The organism is Candidatus Paralachnospira sp. LCP21S3_A2 (genome assembly GCF_052118925.1).
Taxonomy (GTDB): domain Bacteria; phylum Bacillota; class Clostridia; order Lachnospirales; family Lachnospiraceae; genus Lientehia.
Window position 1 is genome coordinate 1 of record NZ_JBQKGG010000049.1, and the last position, 719, is coordinate 719.

The 719-nt window shown below is 40.5% G+C and carries 1 pseudogene; it reads right to left on the bottom strand.

The annotated features are described in order from the left end of the window. Positions 1 to 247: 247 nt before the first annotated feature. Positions 248 to 607 (bottom strand): annotated as a pseudogene (locus ACTQ3K_RS12635) (zinc-ribbon domain-containing protein); the annotation flags it as partial. Between the last annotated feature and the right edge of the window lie 112 nt (positions 608 to 719).

The following is a 719-nucleotide window of genomic DNA, read 5'->3' on the forward strand; positions in this document are numbered from 1 at the left end:
ACCTCTCTGTTCAATAAGATTTTACTAACCTGCCAGTCAGTAGTCTCATTGTACTCTGAGGTATTTTCAATTTTCAACATCCACGTTTTTTATTATACAGGAAGCTCCTTTTTATATTGATCATACTCTTTTTTAGAGAAAAAGCATACCCCTCGAAGGTAGAATATGATTTTTAAGCCTGTCTAGTTTGCCAGATAAACGAAAGAGCTTATATAGCGGATTCATATATAACCTTACAGTTTTTATTAACCTGAGTTGGAAGTAACGGATAATTTCTGTCCGACCACTCGGCTGCTATATCCGGCAGAAGTGTTGCAAGGTCATTAAATCCTCCCAACACTTTATTATGGGAACAATACGGGCAGCCTGTCCTATTTATCGTTCTGCTCTTAACGGCAGCTTCCCACTCGTGTCCTTTCTCACATCTCCAAATCACTTTCTTATGAGAACCAATAGAAACCTCTGTCGGTTTTATCTTATTCTTTTTCGACCACTGTTTTACCAGTAATGGCTCTAATGTCGCCAAATCGTTAATTCCTGCAATTACTCTCGCACCGGAACATATCGGGCATTTCTCTCCATTAGAACGAGCCTTAACGCTTGTCTGCTGAATAATCTGTGCTCCAATGAGCCACCTGTCCGGCAAGCTTGAGCCACCATTCCGGATATGTGTGAGCCACTATTCCGGTCATAATGAGCCACTTCAGTTTTATAATAGA